This window comes from Paraferrimonas sp. SM1919 (genome assembly GCF_010993985.1).
GTDB lineage: Bacteria > Pseudomonadota > Gammaproteobacteria > Enterobacterales > Shewanellaceae > SM1919.
Genome location: NZ_WINH01000024.1, coordinates 20,232 through 41,300 on the forward strand (window position 1 = coordinate 20,232; position 21,069 = coordinate 41,300).

Consider the following 21,069-nt stretch of genomic DNA (forward strand, 5'->3'; position numbering starts at 1 on the left):
GCAAATGTTGCAGGGTGCAATAATCTATTGGTTACCTAACTACTACGGATAAAGCTGATAAATGTTTCAAGTCAGAGACGATTAATGAGACTCATTGGTTGTGACTTTAGTAACTGATCACTGTGATGATACCTAGAATAATAAATAGGCTAGCCGCAATTCTGTGGATCCACATTAAATAATTTGGCTTAATGAAAAACTGAGTGATATAGATAACCGGTACATTAGCTGCGAGCATACCCAAAGTCGTCCCTATCACCACCATGAATAAATCTTCATATTTAGCGGCTAATAGTACGGTGGCCACTTGTGTTTTGTCTCCAATTTCAGCCAAGAAAAACAGGACAAAAGTCGCCATAAATGCGCCATATTTATAAAACCGTTTGTCTTCCTCATCTTCTTCATCAGGTATTAATAGCCATAACCCAAGCGCAATAAAGGCACCACCTACAACATAACCAATCCACTCATTTTGGAAAAAACCAGTAAAGTAATGGCCTATCAAGCCGGCACCAAAATGATTTAATAGGGTCGCTGCGATAATGCCCGAAATTAAACTTAAACGGTTATTAAAGCGGGCGGCAAGGAGCATCGCCAGTAATTGGGTTTTATCGCCTATTTCAGCAATAGCCACGGCGACAGTTGAGGTGAAGAGGGCTTCCATCTAAATCCTTAACAATAAAAACGCCGATTATAGTCGATTTTAAAGCATTTGGGTTTTGTGATTTCGTTGTTAAATTGTTGCTTTTTTTGTGGGAGGCTGCTGTCAATTTGAGCTGTTAGGGTGTTTATAACCTAATACTCTTGATAATGTGGTGGTGCATTGTTACTGTCAGCGTGTCAAAATTTGATTAGGCTATAAACGATAACTAAATAACGAGAATTATTGTGAATTTAAAACAACTTGGATCGATTGCCATTGTGGCAGGTACCGCTATTGGTGGAGGCATGTTAGCTTTGCCACTAGCAACTGCTGCATTGGGTACTTTACCAGCCTTACTGTTATTAGTAGGGATCTGGGGGACTTCGGTTTACACCGCATTATTGATGTTAGAAATTAACCTCAAAAGTGGCGTAGGGGACAATGTCCATGCCATAACTGGCAAACTTCTTGGGCCAGTAGGTCAAATGATTCAAGGTGGCTCGTTTATGAGTCTGTTATTTGCCTTAACCATGGTTTATTTAATGGGCGGTTCCTCATTATTAGAAAACCGCCTGTTGCCTTTAGGGATAGATTTAAATAAACAAGCCGCGGTACTGATTTTTACCCTAGTGTTCGGCGGTATTATTGCCTTTGGCGTAAGTTGGATAGATAAAGCTGCCCGGTTGTTGTTCTCGTTGATGGTTGCGCTATTTGTGGTAGTGGTGGTTTATTTATTACCTGAGGTGGATTTGCTATTGCTAAGTAATGTGGTGGCCATCGATGATGTAACAGCCAATAACTTCAATCGATTATTCTTAACCGCCATTCCCATTATTTTCACAAGTTTTGGTTTCCATGTTTGTATTGCCTCGATTGTGCGTTATTTAGAGGGTGATGTCGTTTCACTTCGCAAGGTATTAATTATTGGTTCTACTCTGCCTTTAATTTGTTATTTATTGTGGTTGCTGGTGTCTGTTGGTACGGTTGGTCCTGCAAAAGTATTCTCTTTTAATGGTGAGTTGCCGTTATTGGTTAATGCTTTACAAGATTTAGCCAACTCCAATGCTCTAAAGCAAATTATTGATATATTTGCAAACCTGGCATTAATCACTTCATTTTTAGGCGTGACCATGAGTTTGTTTGATTATGTTGCAGAGTTAATTAAGGCAAGCAATGATGCTGCTGGCAGAGCGAAAACATGGTTGCTGACGTTTGTGCCACCGCTTTTATGCGCACTATTTTATCCTGATGGCTTTTTTAAAGTACTGGGCTTTGCCGCTTTACCCTTAGTGATAATGATCATGTTCCTACCAGTGTTGATGGCGATTAAACAACGTCAGCTTCAGCCTCAAGGTTATCAGGTTGCTGGCGGAAACCTTGGGCTTGGATTGATCACTTTGGCAGGGATTGTCATTATTATTGCCCAATTGTATGTCGCCTTGGGGTAAACCACTTTCCATAAAAAATGCCACTTCAAAACGAAGTGGCATTTTTATTTTCGGGTTAGTTAGAGTTATTTATTTTCATCTTTGAGCTTAGGGAGCTTTAAACCTAACTCTTGGCCACGCCATTTCGCATAATACATACAGCCAAGTAGTAGAGCACTGATCAGCAGAAATTCAATCGTCGCAAAAATTCGTAATTCAGGTGCTACCCACCAAAGAGTCATGGCATGACACCAATAGCCACATAAAATAAAATTAGCCCAAGCAAAGGTATATGGATTACTTTGTAATATCCCTGTTAGTGGAAATAATAGTGGTAACCACAACAGTGCTCGAAAAACCAAAGAGTATTCGCTGCTTTGGCCAAAAAAATAGCCAGCCATTAATAACACCAAGGATAGGTAACCAATTTGGTTAAGGCGTGCCAGTTTCGCTGTTTCAATACGCATTAGATAATTTCCAAAACATTTTCAGGTGGGCGGCCAATGACGGCTTTGGGGCCGTTAACCACAATTGGACGCTCCATTAATTTTGGGGTGGCTGCCATTGCCGCAAACAGCTGCTGATTGTCACTGTCTTTAGTTAAACCATGTTGGCTAAATTCTGCTTCTTTAGTGCGTGTCATTGCGATAGCGTCTACCCCCAGCTTGTCTGCTAAGCTCGCTAATTCATCTTGAGTTAATGGTGTCTTTAGATATTCAACTACCTTTGCGGCGACACCATTTTCTTCAAGTAATGCAAGGGTCTGGCGACTTTTGGAGCAGCGGGGATTGTGATAAATAGTAATACTCATTTTTTTCTCTTATTTTAATGCTTCTAATGCTTGATCTGCACTTCTGAATTGTCGAATACGAGCTTCGATACGGGCACTTTGAAGCGGATCTTCCTGGGTTAAGCGGTAGGCAAAGTTTAATTGATCTATGGCGTTTTTGTAATTAGCCGAAAGGGCTAATAGCTCGGCTCTGGCTAAATGTTCTTTGGCTTTGTTGCCTAATTTCTGATAGGCAGAGATGAGCATTGAATATGGCAACATTGATTGCTTATCGAGATAGGCAATGTTTTCGAGCAGAGGAATGGCTTTTTGAGCTTGATTATATTGTATATAAGAATAAGCGAGATTGGCTAAAATCACCGTGCTAGTCGGTTTTAACTTTAAATGATGATTCAGTAGCTCAATGGCTTGCTGATGTTTATCAAGTGCTAACAATAAGTCACTTTTGGTATCAATGTAAAAAAGATTATTGGGATCTTGGGCCAATAATCTATCGATAATCTTTTGTGATTGTTGATAGTCCTTCACTTCAAAATAGGCTAATGCCAAGCCATAATCCGCGGCTTCTTTATAGAGATATTGATTTTTTTTGGCTTTTGCTTGGTAATTGGCCAGAGCGGTTTCCGCTGACGTGCGCGAGAACCTGACCTCAATTCTTGCTTTAGCTAGGTGAAAGTCTAGATTTTCTTTGTATCTAGGCACATTATAATTGGCTGCTCTGGCTCGTGCTTCAGTGATCCTCGATTCTGGAATCGGGTGAGTTAACAGCATTTGCGGGATAGTAGAGCTATAACGGTAACGTTTGGCTAGTTTACCAAAAAATTGGTGCGCGCCATTAGGATCAAAACCAGCATTAACCATGGTCGCCATGCCGATTCTGTCTGCTTCTTTTTCGTGTAGTCGGGTGTAATTAATTTTAGATTGTGTGGCGAGTGCTTGGGTTGTTGCCAATGCCGCCATGCCAGCTTGCGGAGCAGCAATAGTTAATAAAATCGAGCCTAATAGACCGACCATCGATGCTGGCCCTGTTTTGGCGGCGGCCTCTTGAGTTCGAGCTAAATGTCTTTGGGTGACGTGGGTCACCTCATGGGCAAGAACCGAAGCCAATTGTGCTTCATTGTCCGCCGCTAAAAATAAACCAGTATGCACACCGACATGCCCGCCAAAAAAGGCGAATGCATTGATCTCATTGTTTTGTAATAAGAAAAAATAAAAAGGAGTTTTTACGTCCTCAGCATTACCAACCAGTTTTGCACCAAGTTCCGATATATATTGATTCAGAACTGGATCATCCGCAATCGGAGCGGAACTTCTGATCACACGCATGTAGGCATCACCGTAGAGCATTTCTTTTTCAATGCTTAAAGTATTCACCGCAGCGGTACCCAGATCGGGTAGATTTGAATGGCTATATTGAGCGTTGGTCGAACTACAAAACAGTGCAGCAGCAAGCCACAAGGCTTTTCGATTCTTGTTCAGAAGCAATGGATTCCCTTTGTATTGTTTAATTAGCTTACCTATAGGTAGACCAACATAAATGTCATTAGTTTCAGTTTAATCTGTTGAAATCTTTAACGCTACCACTATTGAGCAATTGTGAGTGACAATGGATAATAGTGATTTTAGATATTGATAAAATATATTGATATGGTTTACTTGGATTATCGTCATTTACACTGTCCTTTGCCTTTGGTAAAGACTAAGATGTTTTTAAAGGAACACGCTTCACAATTACCCATTACGGTTTTGGTAAAAGACTCTGCAAGTATTAGCGATTTACCTAAATATCTGATAAAAAAAGGCTATAACATTAGCTGTGGAGCAAATGAATTGGGTTTTGAAATTCTTATCAATCATTCAACTATAGGGACCACTGCTCCACATGTTTAAAGTGCTTAAATCTTGGTTGCAACAACATTTTTCTGATCCTCAAGCGGTGACCCTATTAGCCTTATTGGTTATGTTTGCTTTGTTGATCGGTTTCGCTGGCCATATCCTCGCCCCAGTTTTAGTCGCATTAGTGTTGGCGTTTTTACTGGAATGGCCAGTAAAGCAGATGACACGATGCAAAATCCCAAGGCTAGCCGGTGCCAGTATTGTGCTGTTCTTTTTTATCTTGTTAACTTTGTGGGTGATATTAGGATTGATCCCTAGCATCTTTGAACAAGGTGTCAGTTTGGCTACGGAACTCCCTAAGATCATTGATAAAGGTAATGCCTATTTGTTGACGCTTGTAGAAGCTTACCCTCAATATATTTCTGAATCACAGGTGGCTAATTTACTGCAAAGACTTCGTGATTTTTTAGCCCCGGAACAGATCATTGATTATTCAGCCTCCATTTTGGGCTGGTCTGCAAATTTACTAGTGTTAATGGTGTATATGATATTGATTCCGTTAATGCTGTTCTTTTTTCTCAAAGATAAAACCCAGTTACTTAATAGCGCGAAAAGATTTTTGCCAGCCAAAAATGCTGTTGCCCAACAGGTATGGCTTGAAATGGAGCAACAAATCTTTAATTACATCCGCGGTAAAGTAATTGAAATCGCTATCGTCGGTACCACTAGTTATCTAGTGTTTGCCTTGATGGATCTTAGGTATGCGGCTTTATTAGGCGTGCTCACGGGCTTGTCAGTGCTGATCCCTTATATTGGTGCAACCTTAGTGACCATTCCGATTGCGCTGGTGGGTTTCTTCCAATGGGGAATAAGTTCAGAATTGGGTTATTTAATGCTGGCGTATGGCATCATTCAAGCAATCGATGGTAATTTACTGGTGCCACTGTTATTTTCGGAAGCTGTTGATTTACATCCTGTCGTTATTATTATTGCGGTATTGATCTTTGGCGGCCTTTGGGGAGTGTGGGGAGCATTTTTTGCAATACCTTTAGCCTCATTGGTTCGGGCAATTTTAAATGCATGGCCAACCGCTAGCCCGCAAGCTGCCCAGGTTGAATAAGTAATTTTTGACTGCTTAAACTGAGCGCTCGAAACAACAAACGGTTTTGTTGTGCACTAATATTCCAATGTTGCCAATATAAGGGCACATCAATGAAGTGCTCAGGGAATAGATTTACGAGCTGACCGCGTTGGATCAATTTGTCGGCTTGTAAATGGGAGACCATGCCATAACCAAAACCTAACTTTATCATTTCTAAAAACCCTTCACTAGACGGGATTTGATGGCTGTTAAATTGCTGTTCGTCAATGTCGAAATATTGCTTTAAAAATTTATGATGCAGTTTGTCTTTAGCATTAAACACCACTGCAGGTGCCTTGAGTAAGTTGCTTCTGATGGCTGCAGGTTGGAAATATTTGTCGCAAAAACGCGGGCTGGCAACACAAAAATAGCGCATGATCCCCAAAAAATCACTGGAGCAACCAGACATGGCGCGTTTTTGAGTGGTGATGCAACCAATAACTGAGCCCGCTTTTAAGAGGTTATGGGTTTGTGCCTCATCATCTATGGTGACTTGTAATAACCAATCTTGCCTTAATACCAAGTCATTTAGGGCTGGCATGAACCAAGTAGCAAGGCTGTCGGCATTGACGGCTAAGGCAATGTTAACGCTACTAGGGTTGGTTTTTCCTTTTATGTCTGCTTGCAACTCATGTTCCAGTAATCTTACCTGCTTGAAGTGGCGCAAAAGCTTTTTGCCGGTGGCGGTGATTTCAACAGGATTACTGCGAATTAACAGCGGTTGCCCTATCTGATCTTCTAATTGCTTAATTCTTTGAGATATGGCCGATTGGCTGATATGTAAGGACTTGGCGGCTTTATCAAATCCCCCTTGGGTTGCGATCGCTTCTAATGATTGTATTGATTTGTAATCGAACATAATGGGTTATAAGCTTTACTTATCATATATAAAATATATTAGTTTTACTTACCTTTAGGCGCAAGCTATTCTGCCGCCATCTAAATCATTGCAGGCCATCAAAGAGGCCAAATTGTGTGGGGTGGAGTGGTGCAATTAGCATTTATTCAAGGTGTTGGCGTCGGCGCCAGTTTGATCATTGCTGTTGGAGCTCAAAATGCGTTTGTGTTGAAGCAAGGGATCATGGGGCAAAAAATGCTGCCAATCGCGCTTATTTGTGCCTTGATTGACGCCGTGATGATCACTGCTGGAGTAGCGGGTTTTGGTCGTTTAATTCAAAGTTTCCCAATGGTTAAAGACATTGCTAGTTTTGCCGGTGCTGGCTTTTTGATCTGGTATGGTTACGCGGCGTTAAAAAGTTCAATGGGAGCTCAGGGGATGGAGTTGGCGGTTGACAGAACCGCTGAACCGTTAAAAACGGCTATCATTGGAACGCTTGCGATTAGCTTACTTAACCCACATTTGTACTTAGATACGGTTGTGCTGTTAGGAAGCATCAGTACCCAATTTGACGATTCGGCTCGTCCTTGGTTTGCTGCCGGTGCAGTGTTAGCGTCTTTCTTATGGTTTTTTAGTTTGGCTTATATGAGTCGAAAACTGGCACCCATATTCAAAAAACCGACCTCTTGGATGTGGCTAGACCGTTTTATCTTTGTGACCATGTGGGCCATTGCGGCGGCGATTTTGGCCCCCTATTTATCAGCAGCGAGTTGGTGATTTCGATAATTACCGGCCCAGTTCCTTTAAAAAAGGGTTGCATAAGCAACCCTTGATATTCTTTACAAGCTTCTACAGATCAGAGCCCTAAATTAGAGACGTTATGATCTTTTAAAGCCTTTCTTAAGTCTTGGACGACTTCTTGAGTGATATTCTTAATCGGTTCTATCCAATCTAAAATACTTTGCTGGAAAGCTTGTTCATCTTGCATTAATGGATGCTCATAGAAGTCATCAGATAAGCCTTCTAGAGGAATTTCAATCTGCTCAGCAGCCGAGATATAATTCACCACCGTTGAACTCGAAAGTTTAGAAATATTAATCAGTTCATCCTCAGCTTCAACGGTTTCTAGGGCATTAAAAATAGCAACTAAAGAAACCACTGCGTCCCGAGCAGGAAACGCCACATAAGAATTGTATTGTTCCGGTTCAGGGGTGATAGCATCGAGCCTCTCCCAAGTCACCTGGTAGTTGATCTTTAATTTTGGATTAACGCTTTTTTGCCACAGCTTGTCCAATGCTGCATTGTACTGATCGAGAAAGTCCTTTTGCTCAATTTCACAAAATAATTTGTAATTAGGCTGCATTCGCTGAGTTAACGCTACAGCAAAAATCAGTTTGTGTTGTTTTGGCAACGCTTTTATGCGTTGGAAAAATCCATTGGATTTGGACATAGTTAATTGATTTCCACATTTAAATTTGCCATAAAGGCTGGGGCACTTGATTCAATATTAGTAATCTCATCAAGCAGCTCTAGAATCTCAGGCTCTAACTGGTTAATCGTTCTCCCTGCTTTGAGGGACTGTTCTAGTTGCCTACAAATTTTTTGCAATTGCTCGGTGCCAGCATAGCAACTTGCGCCATGTAATTTATGGACGACTTCAATTAATGATGAAGCATCATCATTTTGCAAGTTTGCTTCAATGGCGTGAGAGGCCTGTGCTAAAGAATCAAGCAACATTAAAATCATATCTTTCGCTAATTCTGGTTTGTTGTTTGCCTGTTTTAGGGCTAATGCCCAATTAAGAGAATCGGTATTGGCCACATTAGGTTTGTTTAGCCAAGAATAAAGCATTTTGCTAATTCTCGCCTCAGAAATAGGTTTAGTGATGATCTCTTCGATGCCATAACTGATGATTTTTTGTTGCTCTTGGGCATCAGCATGGGCGGTAACCGCAATGATTGGCGTGGTGGTATTTTTCGAGTCTTTACGGATAGCTTCAGTCGCTTGTAAGCCATCAATAATGGGCATTTGAATATCCATTAAAATGAGGTCAAAAATGTTTTCTGACGCTTGGCTAATCGCTTGTTCGCCATTTTCTGCAGTTGTCACTTCAGTGACATGATCTAATACCAGAGTTTTAATGAGCTTTAAATTAGCAGGATTATCATCCACACAAAGCACATGGGCATTGATGCGTTTATTCTTATCAATGGTCTGAATGGGGGCAACGCCTCTGAACAGCAGTGACTTTGTCAATTGTCTGTGACTGATTGGGTTGTTAACTAAAGAGTCTTTATCCGCCCTTATTAGCGGTTGCAGTTGATGAATATCTTGGTTGTCATGACTGATCAACATCTGTTCACAATATTTTTGGATGGTTTTTATGGACTGGGTATATTGTTGATCTTTATGAATAGATAAAGTGACAAAGTCAACTTTGGGAGTATTTTCAATATATTCAATCGCCATATCCATATGTTCAAAAGATTGCACATTCAAACCCAGGTGCCGACAGCGCTTACTAAGGTTGTAGTTGCTCGCACTTTTACTCTCAATGATGACCATTACTTTATCTTTTAAGTTTTTAAAGAGTTTACTTTCATCAATTTGGAAAGGGCCAGTTTTGAGTTTTAAACTAAACCAAAATGTGGTGCCGTTATAGGTATTGCGTGAAAATCCGATTTGGCCACCCATTCGATTAACTAAGTGTTTGGTGATCACTAAGCCCAGACCTGTGCCGCCATAACTTCTTGAAATGGATGAATCCCCTTGGCCAAAGGCTTTAAATAGTTGTTTAGATTGAGCTTCGGAAATACCGATACCGGTATCGATAATTTCAGCTTTGATGTCGATTTCTTCAGGGCTGATATTGACCACTTCCACTTTAAAGGTGATTGAACCTTCTTTAGTAAACTTGATGGCATTGCCGACCAGGTTGTTGATTATTTGAGCTATTCTTAAGCTGTCACCGGTAAGGTTTTCTGGTAAATTAGGGTCAATATCAATAATTAACTCTAATTGTTTATCATGGGCGATAGGGCTCAAAAGCTTGATGGTATCATCGATGCAATCATTAAAATTAAAGGGGATCTGCTCCAGCACCATCTTGCCAGCTTCTAACTTTGAAAAGTCTAAAATGTCATTAATAATTTTAAGCAGGTTGCCAGCACTGTGTTCTATGGTTCTGATATATTCTTGTTGATTGCCATAAAGTGGGGTTTTAAGCAATTGTCTTGAGAAGCCCAACACACCATTTAATGGCGTTCTTAATTCGTGAGACATATTGGCTAAGAATTCTGATTTTATTTTTGAACCTTCTTCCGCTTTTTTCTTAGCGATATCTAGCTCAACGTTTTGAATTTCAAACTGTTCAAGGGTTTCCCTTAGATCTTGGGTGGCTTGATCAATACTTAACTGTAATTCATGATGATAATCGTTCAGGGAACTGGCCATTGAGTTGATGCCCAATCGTAGGTGATCCAACTCGCCGACTAACGGACCACTTACTCTGGCATCGAGTTCTCCTTGCTGAATTTTTTTAACCACATTGACCATTTGATTAACGGGGTTAGAGATATACTTGAACATTCTCAGAGTGAAGAATATGTTTAGCTGCAGGCCAAGGAATACAATGATAAAAGCAGCCATGGCAGCTCGATGTTGGGCGAGTATGGCGGATTCTAGCTTCAGTAATATTGATACATAACCAATGATTTGAGGCTCATCTTTGGAAAAATTATTTAACCAAAAAGGATCTGAATAGATCGGCATATAGAAAATAGCATTGTCGCCATAAGCGTTGACAGTATTTTCTTGAATGTTATTAATATCCCCTTGGAAGCGCATATTTTCGAAATCACGATGGAAATTCGACGTGACAAAAATTTGGTTATTTTCATCGAAGATAGCAATCGAGCTAATTAATTGGCTATTTTTCAGTTGCGATAAACTGATCAGCTTTTTTGCGGTTTCTCGGTCCTTAGAGGACATTGGCAACTCTGCCGCTACTGCAATAGGGGTGATGATGTTGTGGCCCTGAGTCATAAGGTTTTTCTTTACTTCTTCAAAGCGATTGAGGGTAAAGTAACCACCTAATGCGGTACCTATGATCAGAGTAGGTAGGAAACCTACAATAAAAACCCAAGTTCTTAAGCTAAACTTTGCCAAATTATTCATTTGTGGGAAAATGTCCTTAGGAGCGGTATTGTTGTTAATCGCGTCTACCGACTTAGCAATGTGTTTTGTGTTCAACAAACTAAACTTGAAATATAGAATAACATGCTTTCTTCTCAGTGCATATTTACTCGAAAATTTGATTATGGCTCAATTCTTTAAATCTAAAACTTCCACCTCCAAAGCGCTACCAAAAAATCTTACTCTGTTGGTTGATAGCTTGAGTCACTTTGCTGATGGCGTTGCGTCATATCAAGGTAAGCAGGTTTATATCGAAGCTGCCTTACCTGGTGAGCAAGTGGTGGTGGACATAGTCGAATCAAAGAAGCTTCATTGGCGAGCTAAATTAAAAAAAATAGACAAGCCCAGCCAACATAGAGCGAAACCTTTTTGCACTTTCTATGGTCGCTGTGGGGGATGTCAGACCCAACATTTAAGTGTTGATCTGCAGCATGACTACAAACAGCAAGCCGTATTGTCTATGGTACAAAAGGCAACATCCGCGAAGCCAGAAAGTATCGTTGAGCCTATCATCAGTGACAGCTTACATTATCGCCGCCGAGCCCGTTTAGCTTGTATTTATGATAAACAGCAACATAGATTAAAGCTGGGCTTTCGAGCCGCCTCTTCAAAAAAAATTATTGAAGTCAGTGAATGTTTAATTTTAGTCGAGCCATTTTCTGGATTATTACAGCCATTGTCGCAGTTGCTTAACCAATTATCGGTGGTGTCACACCTTGGCCATGTGGAGTTAATCCAAGGTCAGGCAACAAATGTTGTACTTTTACGGTTGATGCAAGCCCCAAGCGCTAACGACATTGAAATATTATCCACATTTGCCAAGAGCCACCAGCTAAGCATTGGCTGGCAAGATAATCAGCAAAACTTAAATCCAATCACCAAGGATTTTAGCAGCAGCGCCAGTTACCAGCTTAGCGACCAAATTGATGTTGAATTTACTTTGAACAACTTCATTCAAGTTAATGATACAATTAATCAAAAGATGGTGGCCCAGGCAATAAGCTGGCTGCAACTTAACACTGATGATAAAGTTTTAGATCTGTTCTGTGGGGTAGGTAATTTTGCTCTGCCAATGGCTAAGCTGGCTGGTTCAGTGCACGGGGTAGAGGGGGTAGAATCTATGGTTTTGCAAGCCCGAAAAAACAGCCAACGCTTAGGCTTAAAGAATTTAACGTTTAGCGCTGGTGATTTGAGTGACCTCAATACTTTGGTCGATATGAAGGGCGTCACTAAGGTGGTGGTCGACCCCGCTAGAGCGGGTGCATTTGAAATAATCAGTAGATTAGTCAAATATAAGCCCAGCAAAATTTTATACATTGCCTGTAACCCCAGCAGTTTAGCTCAAGATGCTAAACCTTTAGTTAAAGCGGGTTATAAGATAGAAAAAATGGGTACATTGGATATGTTTACCCACACCAATCAAATTGAAACAATGGCGTTATTTAGCCTTTAAGCAAATCAAGGATATGAAGTATGGTTTCTGTTCGTCAAACCCATCTGCAAGATGACACGAACAATGTTGAACAGTGGTTAGAGCAATTTTGCAGCGATGCGCAAGAACATGCGCAGCTATTGAGCTTGTTTCAACTGATAGAAACTTTGGGAAAGCGGCACTCGCCACTGCAAACCCAGCTATTACGTCATAAAGGCATTGAGTTAATTGAAATCCTTGCGCCAATGAATATGGATTTTGAAACCTTAATGGCGGCGATTCTCTTTACCCTAGTCGACAGTGATTGGTTGTCGTTGGAGCAAATAGAAGAGGATTATGGTGCTTCATTAAAATTATTGGTAAGCAGTGCTATTTCGATGAATGCCATTGGCAGCTTGAGTATTATCAATAATAAGCTTGATGGTAACCAAATCGAAAAAATCAGGCATATGTTATTGGCTATGGTGGAAGATGTTCGGGCGGTAGTGATCAAACTGGCCGAACGTGTGGTGGTACTGCGTGAAATTAAAAACCACGATGAGGAAACCCGCGTGTTGGTGGCCCGCGAAATCTCTCAAGTTTATGCCCCTTTAGCCAATCGACTTGGTATCGGCCAGTTAAAATGGGAACTTGAAGATCTTGCCTTTAGATACTTGCATCCAACAACTTATATGCAAATTGCGAAGATGCTCACTGATAAGCGACTCGATCGTGAGAAGTACATTGAAGATTTTGTGGCGCTTTTACAACAAGCCTTAAATGAAAATAAAGTACAAGCCCAAGTGTATGGCCGTCCTAAGCACATCTTCAGTATTTGGAAGAAGATGGAGAAAAAAAATCTCAGCTTTGATCAATTATTTGATGTTAGAGCGGTCAGGGTTGTTGCGGATAAATTGCAAGATTGCTACGCCGCATTAGGGGTGGTTCATACCCAGTTTAAACACATTCCCTCTGAATTCGACGATTATGTCGCTAACCCTAAGCAGAATGGGTATCAATCGATTCATACGGTCGTAGTCGGCCCTGAAGGTAAATCAGTAGAGATACAGATTCGGACAGAGGCTATGCATCAAGATGCAGAGTTAGGGGTTGCCGCACATTGGAAATACAAAGAGGGGGCGGCAGGCTCTAAAGGGAGCGGCTATGAAGAAAAAATCAATTGGCTGCGTAAGATTTTACAGTGGCAAGAAGATGTCGCCGAATCAGGTAACCTGGTAGAAGAGATTAAAAATCAGGTATTTGAAGATAGAGTTTACGTTTTTACCCCTAATGGTGCGGTAATTGATATGCCATTAGGATCGACCGTGTTGGATTTCGCCTACTATATTCACTCGCAAGTGGGACATAAAGCCATTGGTGCCAAGGTTAATGGTCGTATTGTGCCATTTACCTATAAGGTAGAAACCGCACAAAGGGTAGAAATCCTTACTCAAAAAGAGCCTGAGCCTAAGCGAGATTGGTTAAATGCTAATTTGGGCTATATATACTCGCAAAGGGCCCGAGCCAAAATTCAGACATGGTTTAAAAAGCAGGATAAGGATAAAAACTTAGCGGCAGGTAAAGAGATCCTTGATAATGAGCTTAAGCATTTTGACTTTACCCTCAAAGATGCAGAGCTTGCGGTGGCTCGCTTTAATATGGCCACAATGGATGATTTGCTCGTTGCTATCGGTGCTGGTGACGTAGGCATCCATCAGGTGATTAATCATCTTCAGGCAAAACTGAACAAACAGCCAGAATCCGATGAAGAAGTCCTCCAAGATGTATTAAGTCGAACCCATAAAACCCGTAAGTCAAAAGGCGATCAGGTAGAAGTTGAGGGGGTGGGTAATTTGATGACGCAAATGGCAAAGTGTTGCCATCCCGTAGCGGGTGACTCAATCCAAGGTTTTATTACCGTAGGCAAAGGGATTTCAGTGCATCGAGCTGATTGTGAGCAGCTTAAAGCGTTACTTAATAATAATCCTGAACGCTATGTAGATGTGGCTTGGTCAAGTGCATACAACGGGGTATTCCAAACCAAAGCCAAAGTCATCGCCCAAGATCGTTCAGGGCTATTAAAAGATGTCACCACTATTTTGGCCAATGAAAAAGTGAATGTAATAGGTATGGGCACCCGCACCGATGCTAAAACTCAATTAGCGACCATAGATTTTGAGTTTGAACTCAATGATATCGATAGTTTTTCCAGACTATTGCATAAGATAGAACAAGTTTCAGGTGTGATAGAGGCAAAACGTTGCTAGAACTCGATGAAATCCTGCAGCTTATGGCCCAATTGCGGGATCCAGATACTGGCTGTCCTTGGGACTTAGCACAAACCTTTGAGAGTATTGTTCCCCATACCCTCGAAGAAGCTTATGAGGTGGCGGCGGCCATCGAGTCAAAAAACATGGCTGAATTACCCCTAGAACTTGGGGATCTTCTATTTCAGGTGGTTTTCTATTGTCAGTTAGCCAAAGAACAGCACCAATTCGATTTTAAAGATGTGTTAGTGGGGTTAAAACAAAAGCTCATTGAGCGTCATCCCCATGTGTTTGCTCAACAGCCTCAACCAGATTGGGAGCAAAATAAAACTCAACAGCGCCAGCAGCAAGGGTTGGCCTCTTTGATGGACGATCTGCCGTTAACTTTAGCCAGTTTGAGTCGAGCCCAAAAGGTCCAAAAAAGAGCGGCATCGGTAGGCTTTGACTGGGGAGAATTAGCACCAATATTAGCGAAAGTTCATGAAGAAATAGCCGAAGTGCTGGAAGAGGCCAATAGACCAATGGTCAATAAACAAGCGTTGCAATTAGAGCTTGGAGATTTGTTATTTTCCGTGGTTAATCTAGCACGACACCTAGGCGTTGATGCTGAACAAGCACTACGCCTCAGCACTCACAAATTTGCGTCTCGATTCAGGCAAGTCGAAATGCAAGTTCAGAAATCAGGTCGATTATTTAGCCAACATACTCTGCAAGAACTAGACTGTTATTGGATAGAAGCAAAGAAGCATAGCTAAAAATTATTCTGTTTTGATTAAAAAATGACTATTTGCTCAAGAACACTCATTTTTTTGAACAGGAAGTTTGTTGCTAATGCCGGATTTGGGTATACTAATTCCCCGTCCGAGTTTGCAGTTATCAACTGCCACTTCCATTAAATTTAGAATTCAGGTTCATCATGACAACTAGGTATATTTTTGTAACAGGCGGGGTTGTTTCTTCCCTTGGTAAGGGTATTGCAGCAGCTTCACTCGCGGCGATCTTAGAAGCTCGTGGCTTAAATGTGACAATGCTAAAACTGGACCCTTATATCAACCTTGATCCAGGTACCATGAGTCCAACTCAGCATGGTGAGGTATTTGTCACTGAAGATGGTGCAGAAACCGATCTAGATTTAGGCCACTATGAGCGCTTTATTCGTACCAAAATGACCAAGCGCAACAATTTTACCACTGGTAAAATCTACTCAGACGTACTTCGTAAAGAGCGTCGAGGTGACTATCTAGGGGCGACGATTCAGGTTATTCCTCATATTACTAACGCCATTAAAGAGCGAGTAATTGCTGGTGGTGAAGGTCATGATGTGGCTATCGTTGAAATTGGTGGTACGGTAGGTGACATTGAGTCATTACCATTCCTTGAAGCCATCCGTCAGATGGGTGTTGAATTGGGACGTGAGCGTGCGATGTTTATGCACCTAACCCTTGTACCGTATCTAGCGGCAGCAGGCGAAGTGAAAACCAAGCCAACTCAACACTCGGTTAAAGAATTACGTTCAATCGGTATTTCTCCTGACATTCTTATTTGTCGAAGTGAAGCGGCGATCCCTGCCAATGAGCGTGCCAAAATTGCGCTGTTCTGTAACGTAGAAGAGCAAGCGGTGATCTCGATGAAAGACGTCGACAGCATCTATAAAATCCCTGCGTTACTGAAATCTCAGGGTATGGATCAAATTATCACTCGTCGTTTCCACTTAGATTGCCCTGAAGCGGATCTTTCTGAGTGGGAAAACGTCATCTACCAAGAAGCCAATCCTACAAATGAAGTAGTCATTGGTATGGTCGGTAAGTACATTGAATTACCAGATGCATACAAGTCAGTAAACGAAGCCTTAAAGCACGCCGGCCTTAAGAACCGTCTATCAGTGAAAATAAAATACATTGATTCACAGGATGTGGAAGTGAAAGGCGCTGATGCCCTGCAAGGTATTGATGGCATTCTAGTGCCAGGTGGTTTCGGTGAGCGTGGTGTTGAGGGTAAGATTTTTGCTGCCCAGTATGCCCGCGAAAACAAACTACCATACTTTGGTATTTGTTTAGGTATGCAAGTGGCTTTAATTGAGTATGCTCGAAATGTTGCAGGCCTTGAAGGAGCCCACTCAACAGAGTTTAATGCTGATGCACCTCACCCAGTCGTAGGTTTAATTACCGAGTGGCAAGACAGCGAAGGCAAAACAGAAGTTCGTACTGAATCATCTGACCTAGGTGGTACGATGAGATTAGGTTCGCAATTGTGTCATTTAGTACCAGGAACTAAAGCTCAAGCTGCCTATGGTAGCGACACTTGTATTGAACGTCACCGTCATCGTTATGAAGTGAACAACAACTATATTGCTCAACTTGAGCAAGCTGGACTTGTTTTTTCAGGCCTTTCAGCGGATAAACAGCTGGTTGAAATTATCGAGGTGCCAGAACACCCTTGGTTTATTGCAGGTCAGTTCCACCCTGAGTTTACTTCAACCCCTAGGGATGGTCAGCCACTATTTGAAGGCTTTGTCGCTGCTGCAAACGATTACCAAAAGGGTATTCGTTAATTTCTTAAAAGATTTTCAACGGTGCCATTTTTGGCGCCGTTTTTGGTTAAAAAAATTCTATTTTTAAATTTACATTGAGGTAATTATGGCCAAGATTGTTAAAGTATTAGGTCGTGAAATTATGGATTCACGCGGTAATCCAACCGTTGAAGCTGAAGTTCACTTAGAAGGTGGTTTCATAGGGCTAGCAGCTGCACCATCTGGTGCGTCTACTGGTACCCGTGAAGCGCTAGAACTGCGTGATGGCGATAAGTCACGCTACCTAGGTAAAGGTGTACTAACTGCAGTAGCTAACGTAAACGACATCATTGCCCCTGCATTAATCGGTAAAGATGCCCGTGAACAAGAAGCCCTAGATAACATTATGCTAGAGCTTGATGGCACTGAAAATAAAGAAAAGCTAGGGGCTAATGCTATTCTTGCCGTTTCTTTAGCTGCAGCTAAAGCCGCTGCCGCCGCAAAAGGCATGCCGTTATACGCACACATCGCAGAGCTAAACGGCACAGCTGGTCAGTACTCTATGCCACTACCTATGATGAACATCATTAACGGTGGTGAGCACGCGGATAACAACGTTGATATCCAAGAGTTTATGATCCAGCCAGTGGGCGCAGCTAATTTCCGTGAAGCGCTACGTATGGGTGCGGAAGTATTCCACGCACTTAAGAAAGTACTGCAAGGTAAAGGCCTAAATACAGCGGTAGGTGATGAAGGTGGTTTTGCACCAGATCTTTCTTCTAATGCTGAAGCCCTAGCGGTAATTAAAGAAGCAGTAGAAGCAGCAGGTTATGTACTAGGTAAAGATATTACTCTAGCACTGGATTGTGCGGCATCTGAGTTCTACAAAGATGGCATGTACGACCTAGCTGGCGAAGGTAAGAAATTCGATGCTAACGGTTTCTCTGACTTCCTAAAAGAACTAACTGAGCAATACCCAATCGTTTCTATTGAAGATGGTCTAGACGAGTCAGATTGGGATGGTTGGGCATACCAAACTCAAATCCTAGGTGACAAAGTTCAGCTTGTTGGTGACGATTTATTCGTAACTAATACTAAGATTTTAGCTCGTGGTATTGAGCAAGGCATTGGTAACTCAATCTTAATTAAGTTTAACCAAATTGGCTCTCTAACAGAGACTCTAAATGCTATTAAGATGGCAAAAGATGCTGGTTTTACTGCGGTTATCTCTCACCGTAGTGGTGAAACTGAAGATGCAACCATTGCTGATCTTGCGGTAGGTACTGCTGCTGGTCAAATTAAAACGGGTTCACTATCACGTTCAGACCGTATCGCTAAATACAACCAATTGCTTCGCATTGAGGAGCAACTAGGTGACGTGGCTTTTAACGGCTTAAAAGAAGTTAAAGGTCAATAATTTTATTGATTAGTCCTAAAGCAGCGACTTTGTCGCTGCTTTTTTTATACTTGTGATTTTATCTAAATCAGCAATAATATGAGTATTCAAGGACTTAACTGGTTTTAATGATGAATCGATTGTTTCTAGTTTTAGTTATCATTTTAGGCTTGTTGCAGTACCGACTTTGGTTCGGCAAGAACAGTCTTTCAGATTCAATAGCAATGGGCCAACAAGTCTACGCCTTAGAGCAAGGGAATGTTGAGCTTGAGCTGAGAAATCAAGCGCTTATAAATGAAATCCAGGATTTAAAAGATGGCTTGGATGCCATTGAAGAAAAAGCTCGTAATGAATTAGGTTTAGTCAAAGAGGGCGAAACCTTCTACCGAGTGAGTCGCTCAAAATAAAAAGGCTATATTTCCCAAGAGGTAAAAGGTGACGACTTCGTCTAAGGCAATTTTTGCCATTATTCCTGCAGCAGGAATTGGTTCGCGCATGCAATCTTCGCTGCCAAAGCAGTATTTAACGATCAATGGTAAAGCGATTTTAGAGCATACCCTTGAAAGGTTTCTTAATCATCCGCAAATCGAGCAAGTTATTGTTCCACTTCATCAAGATGATGTTTGGTTTGAACACCTCGCCGTTGCCAAGCACCCAAAATTGCAAGCAATTTTAGGTGGCCAAGAACGTTCTGACTCGGTTTTGGCGGGATTACAAGCGATTGAATGGCCTCAGTCGCCCTTTGTTTTGGTACACGATGCTGCTAGGCCTTGTATCACACAGCAAGATATCAATAAGCTTATTGATGCCGCTCGTAAACATGAAGATGGTGCAATTTTAGCGATGCCAGTAAGGGATACTATGAAGCGTTCAGATAGTAATAATTGCATTGCACAGACTGTCGATAGAAGTCAGTTATGGCATGCTTTAACACCCCAAATCTTTGATAAGGAGCAGTTACAGCAGGCCATTATTGAGACGCAACGTTTGGGCATCAACATAACAGATGAAGCCAGTGCTATTGAAGCGCTAGGTGGTAAAGTTCAACTGATTGGTGGATCTTTCGATAATATAAAAGTGACCCACCCACAAGATTTGCAAATAGCAAAATTGTTTATGCAAGCTCAGGAGCAAGCACTATGATGCGTATCGGCCATGGTTTTGATGTTCATAAATTTGGTGCGCAAAAGCCGTTAATTCTTGGCGGTGTAACGATTGAACATGACGTGGGCCTGTTTGCTCACTCTGATGGGGACGTCGTATTACATGCATTAAGTGATGCCTTATTGGGTGCAGTAGCGCTTGGAGATATTGGAAAACATTTTCCCGATACTGATCCTAATTTTGCTGGTGCTGATTCTCGAGTACTCTTACGTGAGTGCGTCAGACTGTGTAAAGAGCAAGGTTATATCATCAATAATGTCGACTGCACCATAATGGCTGAGGCACCTAAGATGCGTCCACATATCGATGCAATGAGACAGTGCATTAGTGAAGATCTTAATGTCGATATTAGCGCTGTTAATGTAAAAGCGACAACAACAGAAAAATTGGGATTTGTTGGTCGTAAAGAAGGCATTGCCGTTGCGGCCGTTGCCTTATTGATTCGAGATACTAATGACTGATTATCATTTTAATTGGGCTTATGCTTATTCTAAGCCAAAATCCTATGGTGTGATCCGTACCACCGAGGAAGATTTTCGTGTAACAGAGATTTTGCCTTTTGAATTTAGTGGAGAAGGTGAACACCACTATTTATACATAGAAAAAAAAGGCATGAATACTCAGTATGCGGTCAATCAAATTGCTCAATTTGCTGGTGTTGCCGCAAGAGATGTGTCGGTGGCGGGGCAAAAAGATCGTCATGCAGTCACCCAGCAGTGGATATGTGTTCGTATTCCAGGGCTCACCAGCCCTGATTGGCAGCAACTTGAGCAACAGCTTCCAGGGTTAAAAGTACTTAAACATACTCGACATTTAAAAAAGCTTAGAACCGGTGCTCTGGCGGGGAATAAATTCACTTTAGTTATACGTGAAATTAGTGATATCCAAGATGTCCTCCAAAGACTGGTTAACGTGCAAGCGGACGGTGTACCCAATTACTTTGGTGAACAACGTTTTGGTCATCAGGGAGGCAATCTTGCAAAAGCCGAAAAAATGTTTGCCGGCTGGCGTGCTAAAGACAGGAATAAGCGCTCAATGTATCTGTCTGCTGCTCGCTCTTACCTATTTAATCTTTGTTTAAGTCATCGTATACAACAACAGCAATTAACACTAACTGTAGGTGAGCCATTACAGCTTCGAGGCACTCAAAGTTACTTTGTCCATCAAGGTGATGAACAAGATCTGCAGCGCTTTAAGAGTCGTGATGTGCAGCTGACAGGCCCGCTATGGGGTAGGGGGGAAACGATTGCCCAAGGTGCAATTGCTGAGTTTGAAGCGAATGCCATGCAAGGCTGTGAACACTTACAAGATGGGCTAGAACATGCGGGGCTCAAACAGGAGAGAAAAAATCTGTGGTTATATCCGGAGCATTTAAGTTGGAAAGTTCTGAGTGACAGTGAACTAGAAATCAGCTTCTTTTTACCAGCAGGTTGTTTTGCCACTTCAGTTTTAC

The 21,069-nt window shown here is 41.7% G+C and carries 19 protein-coding genes and 1 pseudogene; 13 read left to right on the top strand and 7 right to left on the bottom strand.

What is annotated here, in order from left to right:
• Window positions 1–106: 106 nt before the first annotated feature.
• The gene (locus GFB48_RS14070; protein WP_163937044.1) at window positions 107–664 is read right to left on the bottom strand and encodes a TMEM165/GDT1 family protein; all 558 of its coding nucleotides are present in this window, start codon (window positions 662–664) and stop codon (window positions 107–109) included.
• Between the two features lie 224 nt (window positions 665–888).
• On the opposite strand from GFB48_RS14070, the gene GFB48_RS14075 reads away from it, so the two are divergent.
• Window positions 889–2,091: an aromatic amino acid transport family protein gene (locus tag GFB48_RS14075; protein ID WP_163937047.1), complete on the top strand. Its 1,203-nt coding sequence runs from the start codon at window positions 889–891 to the stop codon at window positions 2,089–2,091.
• 65 nt (window positions 2,092–2,156) lie between these two features.
• Here the strand turns inward: GFB48_RS14075 and GFB48_RS14080 are convergent, their stop codons facing one another.
• The 3 genes from GFB48_RS14080 to GFB48_RS14090 are packed head-to-tail and all read right to left on the bottom strand — an operon-like array spanning window position 2,157 to window position 4,339.
• Window positions 2,157–2,537: a DUF2069 domain-containing protein gene (locus GFB48_RS14080; protein ID WP_163937050.1), complete on the bottom strand. Its 381-nt coding sequence runs from the start codon at window positions 2,535–2,537 to the stop codon at window positions 2,157–2,159.
• Window positions 2,537–2,881, bottom strand: coding sequence for an arsenate reductase (glutaredoxin) (gene arsC / locus GFB48_RS14085; protein ID WP_163937053.1), 345 nt, complete (start codon window positions 2,879–2,881; stop codon window positions 2,537–2,539). The genes GFB48_RS14080 and arsC overlap by 1 nt, the downstream gene beginning before the upstream one ends.
• Before the next feature lie 9 nt (window positions 2,882–2,890).
• The gene (locus GFB48_RS14090) at window positions 2,891–4,339 is read right to left on the bottom strand and encodes a M48 family metalloprotease (protein ID WP_240464885.1); all 1,449 of its coding nucleotides are present in this window, start codon (window positions 4,337–4,339) and stop codon (window positions 2,891–2,893) included.
• A 168-nt stretch (window positions 4,340–4,507) separates the two neighbouring features.
• Between GFB48_RS14090 and GFB48_RS17820 the strand changes: the two genes are divergently transcribed.
• Together GFB48_RS17820 and GFB48_RS14100 are read left to right on the top strand one after the other, a co-directional pair.
• The gene (locus GFB48_RS17820) at window positions 4,508–4,750 is read left to right on the top strand and encodes a sulfurtransferase TusA family protein (protein WP_368669082.1); all 243 of its coding nucleotides are present in this window, start codon (window positions 4,508–4,510) and stop codon (window positions 4,748–4,750) included.
• Window positions 4,743–5,816 (top strand): AI-2E family transporter, encoded by a 1,074-nt coding sequence (locus GFB48_RS14100; protein WP_163937059.1) that lies wholly within the window; start codon window positions 4,743–4,745, stop codon window positions 5,814–5,816. Before GFB48_RS17820 ends, GFB48_RS14100 begins: the two co-directional genes overlap by 8 nt.
• Here the strand turns inward: GFB48_RS14100 and GFB48_RS14105 are convergent.
• A complete protein-coding gene (locus GFB48_RS14105) occupies window positions 5,788–6,696 on the bottom strand; it encodes a LysR family transcriptional regulator ArgP (protein ID WP_163937062.1) in 909 nt (302 codons plus the stop codon). The genes GFB48_RS14100 and GFB48_RS14105 overlap by 29 nt on opposite strands.
• Window positions 6,697–6,825: 129 nt before the next feature.
• Here GFB48_RS14105 and GFB48_RS14110 point away from each other — a divergent pair, with 129 nt between their 5' ends.
• Window positions 6,826–7,452: a LysE/ArgO family amino acid transporter gene (locus GFB48_RS14110; protein WP_163937065.1), complete on the top strand. Its 627-nt coding sequence runs from the start codon at window positions 6,826–6,828 to the stop codon at window positions 7,450–7,452.
• Between the two features lie 79 nt (window positions 7,453–7,531).
• On the opposite strand, the gene GFB48_RS14115 is transcribed toward GFB48_RS14110, so the two are convergent.
• Both GFB48_RS14115 and barA read right to left on the bottom strand, forming a co-directional pair.
• Entirely contained in the window at window positions 7,532–8,125 is a 594-nt protein-coding gene (locus tag GFB48_RS14115) for a YjaG family protein (protein ID WP_163937068.1), read from the bottom strand.
• Between the two features lie 2 nt (window positions 8,126–8,127).
• Window positions 8,128–10,926, bottom strand: coding sequence for a two-component sensor histidine kinase BarA (gene barA / locus GFB48_RS14120; protein ID WP_240464882.1), 2,799 nt, complete (start codon window positions 10,924–10,926; stop codon window positions 8,128–8,130).
• 67 nt (window positions 10,927–10,993) lie between these two features.
• Between barA and rlmD the strand changes: the two genes are divergently transcribed.
• From rlmD to truD, 9 genes and pseudogenes are all read left to right on the top strand, one after another.
• Window positions 10,994–12,322, top strand: coding sequence for a 23S rRNA (uracil(1939)-C(5))-methyltransferase RlmD (rlmD, locus tag GFB48_RS14125; RefSeq protein ID WP_163937071.1), 1,329 nt, complete (start codon window positions 10,994–10,996; stop codon window positions 12,320–12,322).
• A gap of 20 nt (window positions 12,323–12,342) precedes the next feature.
• Window positions 12,343–14,547: a GTP diphosphokinase gene (gene relA / locus GFB48_RS14130; RefSeq protein ID WP_163937074.1), complete on the top strand. Its 2,205-nt coding sequence runs from the start codon at window positions 12,343–12,345 to the stop codon at window positions 14,545–14,547.
• Window positions 14,541–15,302: a nucleoside triphosphate pyrophosphohydrolase gene (gene mazG / locus GFB48_RS14135; RefSeq protein WP_163937076.1), complete on the top strand. Its 762-nt coding sequence runs from the start codon at window positions 14,541–14,543 to the stop codon at window positions 15,300–15,302. The genes relA and mazG overlap by 7 nt, the downstream gene beginning before the upstream one ends.
• Window positions 15,303–15,463: 161 nt before the next feature.
• Window positions 15,464–17,098, top strand: a complete 1,635-nt coding sequence (locus tag GFB48_RS14140) for a CTP synthase (protein ID WP_163937079.1) — start codon at window positions 15,464–15,466, stop codon at window positions 17,096–17,098.
• Between the two features lie 85 nt (window positions 17,099–17,183).
• Complete coding sequence (gene eno, locus GFB48_RS14145) at window positions 17,184–18,473, top strand: phosphopyruvate hydratase (RefSeq protein WP_163937082.1); 1,290 nt, start codon at window positions 17,184–17,186, stop codon at window positions 18,471–18,473.
• 110 nt (window positions 18,474–18,583) lie between these two features.
• Window positions 18,584–18,859, top strand: coding sequence for a cell division protein FtsB (gene ftsB, locus GFB48_RS14150; protein ID WP_163937143.1), 276 nt, complete (start codon window positions 18,584–18,586; stop codon window positions 18,857–18,859).
• A 28-nt stretch (window positions 18,860–18,887) separates the two neighbouring features.
• Complete coding sequence (ispD, locus tag GFB48_RS14155; RefSeq protein WP_163937085.1) at window positions 18,888–19,595, top strand: 2-C-methyl-D-erythritol 4-phosphate cytidylyltransferase; 708 nt, start codon at window positions 18,888–18,890, stop codon at window positions 19,593–19,595.
• On the top strand, window positions 19,595–20,077 hold the full coding sequence (ispF, locus tag GFB48_RS14160; protein WP_305848753.1) for a 2-C-methyl-D-erythritol 2,4-cyclodiphosphate synthase: 483 nt from the start codon (window positions 19,595–19,597) through the stop codon (window positions 20,075–20,077). The genes ispD and ispF overlap by 1 nt, the downstream gene beginning before the upstream one ends.
• Window positions 20,070–21,065, top strand: a pseudogene (gene truD / locus GFB48_RS14165) (tRNA pseudouridine(13) synthase TruD); the annotation flags it as partial. The gene ispF and the pseudogene truD, both read left to right, overlap by 8 nt.
• Window positions 21,066–21,069 lie beyond the last annotated feature (4 nt).

Coding starts and splice junctions, on each gene's coding strand:
- GFB48_RS14070 (WP_163937044.1), bottom strand. CDS start 664: ATGGAAGCCCTCTTCACCTCAACTGTCGCCGTGGCTATTGCTGAAATA.
- GFB48_RS14080 (WP_163937050.1), bottom strand. CDS start 2,537: ATGCGTATTGAAACAGCGAAACTGGCACGCCTTAACCAAATTGGTTAC.
- arsC (WP_163937053.1), bottom strand. CDS start 2,881: ATGAGTATTACTATTTATCACAATCCCCGCTGCTCCAAAAGTCGCCAG.
- GFB48_RS17820 (WP_368669082.1), top strand. CDS start 4,508: ATGGTTTACTTGGATTATCGTCATTTACACTGTCCTTTGCCTTTGGTA.
- GFB48_RS14100 (WP_163937059.1), top strand. CDS start 4,743: ATGTTTAAAGTGCTTAAATCTTGGTTGCAACAACATTTTTCTGATCCT.
- GFB48_RS14105 (WP_163937062.1), bottom strand. CDS start 6,696: ATGTTCGATTACAAATCAATACAATCATTAGAAGCGATCGCAACCCAA.
- GFB48_RS14115 (WP_163937068.1), bottom strand. CDS start 8,125: ATGTCCAAATCCAATGGATTTTTCCAACGCATAAAAGCGTTGCCAAAA.
- rlmD (WP_163937071.1), top strand. CDS start 10,994: ATGGCTCAATTCTTTAAATCTAAAACTTCCACCTCCAAAGCGCTACCA.
- relA (WP_163937074.1), top strand. CDS start 12,343: ATGGTTTCTGTTCGTCAAACCCATCTGCAAGATGACACGAACAATGTT.
- GFB48_RS14140 (WP_163937079.1), top strand. CDS start 15,464: ATGACAACTAGGTATATTTTTGTAACAGGCGGGGTTGTTTCTTCCCTT.
- eno (WP_163937082.1), top strand. CDS start 17,184: ATGGCCAAGATTGTTAAAGTATTAGGTCGTGAAATTATGGATTCACGC.
- ftsB (WP_163937143.1), top strand. CDS start 18,584: ATGAATCGATTGTTTCTAGTTTTAGTTATCATTTTAGGCTTGTTGCAG.
- ispF (WP_305848753.1), top strand. CDS start 19,595: ATGCGTATCGGCCATGGTTTTGATGTTCATAAATTTGGTGCGCAAAAG.